We start from the raw sequence: 7674 nt of genomic DNA on the forward strand, positions 1-7674 counted from the left end.
GATTTTACGGGAGAGCCACCAAGAAGGTGGAAAAAATCCAACCGGCGCGGGAAAAGCCCAGGATTGGTGTCTGTGCGCCAACCGCTGCCGCTAAGGCTCAACTGAATTCCTATTGGCTTCTACAAGAGGCGTCGCGCCTTCGTTTCTGCCCTCGCGGAGGGCTCAGCCAAATGACTGCACCGCTCATTTTCTTTACGAACCAGCTCTGCGGCGCGGCTCGACCGCATGCAGTCACTCTTAAAAACAGAAAACGGGCGCAGAAGGGAAACGAAGTTTCCCGCAAAGTTCTTTGCCAAGCTTTCTTTCAAGAAAGCGGGGTGGGAAGAAAGGAGTTTTTCTGATGTTGGTCATTCCTGTGTGTTTCCACAAGCACCACCTTCCCTGAGGGGAAGGAACATGAAAGGAAGCGGCCCTATGCCGCCGCGGAGGTGCTGTGCTCTCCGCCGCACAACCAAAAAACCAATTCAGAAAGGATTGCTTTTCTTATGAGTATTGTTCAGCCTCGTACCCTGTCCGGCTTCATGGAGCTTCTCCCCGCCCGACAGATTCAGTTTGACCGCATGGCCGCCATCATCCGGGAGTCCTTCTCCCTCTACGGCTTCACCCCCCTGGACACCCCCCTCATCGAGGCCAGCGAGGTGCTGCTGGCCAAGGGCGGCGGTGAGACCGAGAAGCAGATCTACCGCTTCACCAAGGGCGACAGCGACCTGTCCCTCCGCTTTGACCTGACCGTACCCCTGGCCAAGTACGTGGCCCTCAACTACGCCAACCTGGCCTTCCCCTTCCGCCGCTTCCAGATCGGCAAGGTCTACCGGGGCGAGCGCGCCCAGCGCGGCCGCTTCCGCGAGTTCTACCAGGCCGACATTGACATCATCGGCGACGGCAAGCTGGACATCTCCAACGACGCCGAGATTCCCGCCATCATCTACCGCACCTTCACCTCCCTGGGCCTGAAGCGCTTCCAGATCCGGGTGAACAACCGCAAGGTGCTCAACGGCTTCTACGCCATGCTGGACCTGACCCACCGCGCCGGCCTCATCATGCGCACGGTGGACAAGCTGGAGAAGATCGGCGCCCCCCAGGTGAAGGAACTCCTCATGGGCGAGGAGATCGGCCTCACCGCCCAGCAGGCCGCTGAGATTATGAACTTCATCGCCATTACCGGCTCCAACCAGGAGGTGCTCTCCGCCCTGGAGGGCTACCGCGGCCGTCACCCCCTCTTCGACGAGGGCCTGGACGAGCTGAACGCCGTGGCCAAGAACCTGGCCGCCTTCGGCGTGCCTGAGGACCACTTCGCCGTGGACCTGACCATCGCCCGCGGCCTGGACTACTACACCGGCACCGTCTACGAGACCACCATGCTGGATCACCCCGAGATCGGTTCCATCTGCTCCGGCGGCCGGTACGACAACCTGGCCGAGTACTACACCGAGAAGCAGCTGCCCGGCGTGGGCATCTCCATCGGCCTCACCCGCCTGTTCTTCGTGCTGGAGGACCAGGGCTACCTGAACAGCAGCCTGAACACCGCTCCCGCCGACGCCCTCATCCTGCCCATGACCGAGGACATGGCCCCCGCCATCTCCCTGGCCACCACCCTGCGCAGCCAGGGCGTCCGGGTGCAGATCTACGGCGAGCAGAAGAAGTTCAAGCAGAAGATGTCCTACGCCGACAAGCTGGGCGTGCCCTACGTCATCTTCCTGGGCGAGGAGGAGATCGCAGCCGGCGTGTGCGCCGTGAAGAACATGCGCTCCGGTGAGCAGGTGAAGGTCTCCCCCGCCGAGGCCGTGACCCTCATCCAGTCCGGCCTGGTGGAGCTCAACCAGGGCACCCCCATCCTCGACAAGGGCGACCAGCTTTCTTGAAAGAAAGCTGGGCAAAGAACTTTGTGCGAAGCTGCCGCTTCGCCTCTGCGCCCACCCAACGGTATTTGGGGCAATATTTTCGATAATTCCATTTCAATTTGGAATATTTTGATTCAATAATACAAACTGGAGTTGATTTTTGTGGATAATCTTCAGGGTTTCCACCGCAGCCATTACTGCGGAGACCTTCGACTGAGCGACGCGGGCAAGACCGTGTCCCTGTGCGGCTGGGTACAGCGGCAGCGGGACCTGGGCGGCCTCATCTTTGTGGACCTGCGGGACCGCACCGGCCTCATCCAGCTGTCCTTCGACGACAGCACCGACAAGGCCATCTTTGAGAAGGCGGCCTCCCTGCGCGCCGAGTTCGTGGTGGCCGCGGTGGGCACCGTCCGGGAGCGCGAGAGCAAGACCAACAAGATCGCCACCGGCGATGTGGAGGTGTATGTGACCGAGCTGCGCCTGCTGGCCAAGTCCGACACCCCGCCCTTTGAGATTGTGGAGCACTCCAAGGCCAACGACATGCTGCGCCTGAAGTACCGCTATCTGGACCTGCGCCGCCCCGAGATGCAGCACGCCATTGCCACCCGCCACAAGATCACCAAGATCGCCCGGGACTACTTCGACGAGCAGGGCTTCCTGGAGATCGAGACTCCCGTCCTCACCAAGTCCACCCCCGAGGGCGCCCGGGACTATCTGGTGCCCTCCCGCGTCCATCCGGGCAAGTTCTATGCCCTGCCCCAGTCCCCCCAGCAGTACAAGCAGCTGCTGATGCTCTCCGGCTTTGACCGTTACTTCCAGATTGCCCGCTGCTTCCGGGACGAGGACCTGCGTGCTGACCGTCAGCCCGAGTTCACCCAGATCGACCTGGAGATGTCCTTCGTCAACGAGGACGACATTATGTCCATCCAGGAGGGCTTCCTGAAGCGGGTCTTCAAGGAGGTCCTGGATGTGGACGTGCAGACCCCCTTCCAGCGTATGCCCTGGCAGGAGGCTATGGACCGCTTCGGCTCCGACAAGCCCGACCTGCGCTTCGGCTTTGAGCTGAAGGACATCAGCGACATCGTGAAGGACTGCGGCTTCGGCGTGTTCTCCGGTCCCGTTCAGGCGGGCGGCTCCGTGCGCCTCATCAACGTCAACGGCCACGCCGGTGACTTCCCCCGGAAGAAGATCGACAAGCTGGTGGACTTCGTCAAGACCTACAAGGCCAAGGGTCTGGCCTGGGCCCGTCTGGTGGACGGCCAGATGACCTCCTCCTACGCCAAGTTCCTCACTGAGGAGGAGAACAAGGCCATTCTGGACCGGGCCGGTGCCAAGGACGGCGACCTTGTCCTCATCGTGGGCGACGAGAAGAACACCGTGGTGTGGGTTGCCCTGGGCGCCCTGCGCTGCGAGGTGGCCCGCCAGCTGGACATTCTGGACCCCATGGACTTCAAGTTCCTGTGGGTCACCGAGTTCCCCATGTTCGAGTGGAGCGAGGAGGAGGGCCGTTATCAGGCCATGCACCACCCCTTCACCGCCCCCATGGTGGAGGACGAGGACAAGATTCTCTCCGACAAGGCCAACTGCCGCGCCCGTGCCTACGACATTGTCCTGAACGGCACCGAGCTGGGCGGCGGCTCCATCCGCATTAACACCCCCGAGATGCAGGAGAAGGCCTTCCAGGCCCTGGGCATCTCCGAGGAGGACATTCAGGAGCGCTTCGGCCACCTGGTGGGCGCCTTCAAGTTCGGTGCGCCTCCCCACGGCGGCCTGGCCTACGGCCTGGATCGTCTGTGCATGCTCATGGCCGGCGCCAGCTCCATCCGGGACGTCATCGCCTTCCCCAAGGTACAGAACGCCTCCGACTTGATGATGGCCTGCCCCGACTTTGTGGATGACAAGCAACTGGACGATTTGTCTATTGCCGTCACCCGCAAGGAGCAGGACGAGCCCCAGGAATAACCTACTTTTTTCGAGAAAAAAGTAGGCAAAAAAGCTTTGTGCAAAACTTCGTTTTGCCTCTGTCGTTGAAACAGGCAGGAGGAGAACCGCCAAAACGGGGTTCTCCTCCTGTTTTTTTGAAAATTAGCGTCCACATTCCACGCTCCCCTTTTTCATTCTGGCGCGCCTGTGATGCGGCTGGGGAGATTTTGATTTCGGAGGGAACTGTTATGCCGCCCCAACAGCTGTTGGAAACTCTGCTCATTGTCTGTCCCCTGGTCTTTCTCGGCGGCATCGTGGATGCGGTGGCCGGCGGAGGAGGCCTCATTACCCTGCCCGCCTATCTGCTGGCCGGTCTGCCCCCCCATGCGGCCTCCGCCACCAACAAGTGCGGCAACACCTTCGGCACCCTGCTGTCCACCTACCGCTTTTTCAAACAGGGGCGGATTCACCTTCCCAGCGCCCTGTTCGGCGGGGTTGGCGCTCTGGCCGGAGCCTGGCTGGGGGTGCAGCTGAATCTGATTATGCCCGAGCGCTATCTCTACTACCTCATGCTCATTGTGGTCCCCGTCATGGCCCTGTTCCTGCTGTTCAAGGGTGAGTTCGGCCAGGAGAACGGCTCCAGCCGGTTCTCCACCCGGCAGCTCGTCGCCATGGTGCTGGCCATTGGAATCGCCCTGGGCACCTACGATGGATTTTTTGGCCCCGGCACCGGCACCTTTCTGATGCTGGCCTTCACCGGCATTTGCAAGTTTGATCTGCTCACTGCCTCGGGCAACACCAAAGTGGCCAATGCGGCCTCCAATGTGGCCTCCCTCATCACCTTCGCCCTGGCCGGTGAGGTGGTCTGGGCAGTTGGCATCCCCGCCGCCCTGTGCGGCATTGCGGGCAATTACATCGGCTCCGGTCTGGCCCTGAAAAATGGCGCCCGGGTCATCCGGCCCATGTTTTTTGTGGTTCTCACCCTGCTGGTTATCCGCCTGGTCTTTGACCTGGTGACCGGCTGACGCCATCCCCACTCTATTTTGTCAGGAGGAATATACCATGAAGCTGGTTCAATTCTGGAAGGACAACGCCCCGACCCTGGGGCTTATGACCCAGAGCGGTATTGTGGACGCGGCCGCCGAGGGGGCCCGCCGGGGGCTCCCTGTCCCCGCCACCATGGAGGAGGCCATTGCTCAGGGCGCGGAGGGCCTGGCGGCCCTGAATGCCCTTGGTGAGGGCGCCCAGTGCTTCACCACCGCCCCCCTGGCTCCGGTGGTTACCCGCTGCTCCAAGATTCTGTGCATCGGCCTCAACTACCGTCAGCACGCCAAGGAGTGCAACCTCCCCCTCCCCCCTGCCCCGGTGCTGTTCAACAAGTTTGAGAACGCTCTGGCCGCCCACGGGGACTGCATTCGCCTTCCTGGTGATTACAAAGAGTATGATTATGAGGCAGAATTGGTATCTGTAATGGGAAAACCCGCCCGGAACGTCTCCCCGGAGGAAGCTTTGGACTACGTCTACGGCTACACCTGCGGCAACGACCTGTCCACCCGAGACCTTCAGTTTGCCCGGGGGAACCAGTGGCTGCTGTCCAAAACCCTGGACGGCTTCGGTCCGGTGGGCCCCTGTCTGGTTCCCGCCGGAGAGCTGGACCCCCAGAACCTGGCCATCTCCTCCACCGTCAACGGGGAGCTGCGCCAGAACTCCAACACCAGCGACATGATCTTCTCCCTGGCCGAGATCATCGCCGACCTGTCCCGCCACTTTACCCTCCTGCCCGGGGACCTGATCTTCACCGGCACCCCCCAGGGGGTCATGCACGGCTATCCTGCGGACCAGAAGCAGTGGCTCCGCCCGGGGGACAAGGTGGCCGTCACCATTGAGGGCATCGGCACCCTGGAAAACACCTTCTGCTGACGGTCAGCCATGGAGTGCTTACAGGCCTGCCAGCCCTACCCCTGGCAGCAGTTCCGCCAGGAACTTATCCACATCCACCGCAGCGCCCGGCGGGAGCCCTACTGCTATCCCCTTCTGGAGCAGGTGCTCCGCCCGCTGTGTCCCCCGGACCGGATGGTGGTGCCCGTCTACGACAACAAGCGGTCCTCCCTCCTCCACAATACGGAGATCTACGCCGCCCCGGGCGGTCTTCAGGACCTGATTGTGGTCCCCCGGCACTACACCTACGAGGCCCCGCAGCCCCCCCTTGTAACGGTGGAGGCCAAGCGCCCCCAGCTCGCCCTCTCCCCCGAAGGACAGGTGGAGCAATATCTTCCCCTGAAACTCCGGGACCGGGAGGGGCGCCTGAATGGGCAGCTGGAGGTGCAGCTTCAAAAGACCGACTTTCTGCTCTTTACCGACTGCATCACCTGGCACCTCCTCCAGGCGGGCCGGGAGCCCTGGAGCATCTGTCTCCTCCGGGCCCAGGCGGAGGGCTGGACGTGGCCGGAGAGCGCACCCCACCCCTGGTCGCAGGAGGATCTGGCCTTTTACCAAACCCTGGGCATGGATGTCTCCCACGTGGGGCGGGAGCCGGAGGCCTGGACCACCCTGATGGACCACCTTCGTGACTTTCTGGAGTCCAGCCGACAAAAAGCATAAACAAAACCGGCGAAGCCGCCTGGGACAACACCATCCAAGGCCGTTTCGCCGGTTTTTTATTTATGTACGGAGGGATGCTCAGCCGATGACCAGCATGAGGATGGGGATGGAAATGAAGCTGGCCAGGGTGGACAGGGTAGCGCCGGTGGCGGCGTACTGCTCGTCGGCCCCAAAGGCCCCGGCCATCACCGTCACCTGGCTGACCACCGGGAGGGCGGATTCCACAATAAACACATCCCGGGGCAGGCCGGTCATGCCGAACAGGTGGCAGAAGGCCATGCAGATGAGAGGAGAAATGGCCAGCCGCATCACCAGCATGGTGGGCAGGCCCTTCATGAGCCGCAGATTTCTAAGCCCCACCTCATAGATGATAAAGCCGCAGTAGAGCAGCGCCAGGGGGGACACCGAGTCGCTGACGTACCCGGCAAACTTCATCACCGGCTGGGGCAGGCGCAGGTCCAGCACCAGCAGCAGCAGGGTGAACAGCACCGCCACAATGGGTGGCTTGGAGAAGAGGTCCTTGAGGAAGCTCTTCAGGGTGGTCTTTCCTCCGGGCTTGGTGCCGGCGTGCTCCACCAGCAGCAGGCCCACCGACTGGACGTAGATGGTGTTGGACAGGTAGTAGAGCATGAGATAGGGCATGCAGGCCTCCCCAAAGAGCTGGGTGGACACGGGGATGCCGATAAAGAGGGTGTTGGAGAAGGCCGCCATGGCCACAAAGACGCCCCACCGCTCCCGGGGCAGCCGCAGCAGAGCGGCCAGAGCCAGGGAGATGAGCAGGGTGGCTCCCACACCCAGCACGCCGGACACCACCATCAGCGCCGCCTGGGCCAGGCTGTCGTGGTCCAGATTGTTCAAAAGCCCGGCCACACAGTTGCAGGGGACGGCGATGTTCACCACGTACTTGCTGATAAAATTTTTCTCCCGCTGGGTCATCCAGCCCAGCCTGCCCATGAAGTAGCCCACCGACATGAGCATGAGCAGCACCAGCGAGGCGGACAGGGCGTTGAAAAACCCCTCCATGGCCGCACTTCCTCTCTCCTTGCAGGCTCCCCTCCCTCCCGCCAGAGGGAGAGGGCAAAGGGGCCCCAGAACAGCTTTCGCCGCCGGGGCCCCGGTCATTCAAAGGGTATTATTCTGCCGCGGGGGCCTGGGGCTTGGGGCCGCCTCCCCCACGGGAACGGCGGCGACGGCGGCGGGGCCGCTTCTCTCCGCTGGGCGCGCCCTCTCCGCTGCGCTCTCCCTGGGGCGCGGGGGCCTTGGGGGCCGCGGGCTTGGGACGGCGGGTCTGGCCGCTGCCCTCCTCCCG

At 62.5% G+C, this 7674-nt stretch carries 6 protein-coding genes; 5 read left to right on the forward strand and 1 reads right to left on the reverse strand.

The window, feature by feature from the left end:
• The first annotated feature begins 485 nt into the window (after positions 1-485).
• The 5 genes from hisS (at position 486) to DWX58_RS14535 (ending at position 6365) form a co-directional block, all read left to right on the forward strand.
• Positions 486-1862 carry a histidine--tRNA ligase gene (hisS, locus tag DWX58_RS14515; RefSeq protein ID WP_118645165.1) on the forward strand — a complete coding sequence of 459 codons (1377 nt, stop codon included), beginning with the start codon at positions 486-488 and terminating at the stop codon, positions 1860-1862.
• Positions 1863-2003: 141 nt separating this feature from the next.
• Positions 2004-3803, forward strand: a complete 1800-nt coding sequence (gene aspS / locus DWX58_RS14520) for an aspartate--tRNA ligase (protein ID WP_118645168.1) — start codon at positions 2004-2006, stop codon at positions 3801-3803.
• Between the two features lie 209 nt (positions 3804-4012).
• Positions 4013-4789 carry a TSUP family transporter gene (locus DWX58_RS14525; protein WP_199648863.1) on the forward strand — a complete coding sequence of 259 codons (777 nt, stop codon included), beginning with the start codon at positions 4013-4015 and terminating at the stop codon, positions 4787-4789.
• A 37-nt stretch (positions 4790-4826) separates the two neighbouring features.
• Positions 4827-5684: a fumarylacetoacetate hydrolase family protein gene (locus DWX58_RS14530; RefSeq protein WP_118645171.1), complete on the forward strand. Its 858-nt coding sequence runs from the start codon at positions 4827-4829 to the stop codon at positions 5682-5684.
• A 9-nt stretch (positions 5685-5693) separates the two neighbouring features.
• Positions 5694-6365 (forward strand): hypothetical protein, encoded by a 672-nt coding sequence (locus DWX58_RS14535; protein WP_118645174.1) that lies wholly within the window; start codon positions 5694-5696, stop codon positions 6363-6365.
• A 78-nt stretch (positions 6366-6443) separates the two neighbouring features.
• Here DWX58_RS14535 and DWX58_RS14540 read toward each other — a convergent pair whose 3' ends face one another.
• Positions 6444-7388: an AEC family transporter gene (locus tag DWX58_RS14540; protein ID WP_158579306.1), complete on the reverse strand. Its 945-nt coding sequence runs from the start codon at positions 7386-7388 to the stop codon at positions 6444-6446.
• Between the last annotated feature and the right edge of the window lie 286 nt (positions 7389-7674).

This window comes from Pseudoflavonifractor sp. AF19-9AC (genome assembly GCF_003478995.1).
Classification (GTDB): Bacteria; Bacillota; Clostridia; order Oscillospirales; family Oscillospiraceae; genus Lawsonibacter.

Coding starts and splice junctions, on each gene's coding strand:
- hisS (WP_118645165.1), top strand. CDS start 486: ATGAGTATTGTTCAGCCTCGTACCCTGTCCGGCTTCATGGAGCTTCTC.
- DWX58_RS14525 (WP_199648863.1), top strand. CDS start 4,013: ATGCCGCCCCAACAGCTGTTGGAAACTCTGCTCATTGTCTGTCCCCTG.
- DWX58_RS14530 (WP_118645171.1), top strand. CDS start 4,827: ATGAAGCTGGTTCAATTCTGGAAGGACAACGCCCCGACCCTGGGGCTT.
- DWX58_RS14535 (WP_118645174.1), top strand. CDS start 5,694: ATGGAGTGCTTACAGGCCTGCCAGCCCTACCCCTGGCAGCAGTTCCGC.
- DWX58_RS14540 (WP_158579306.1), bottom strand. CDS start 7,388: ATGGAGGGGTTTTTCAACGCCCTGTCCGCCTCGCTGGTGCTGCTCATG.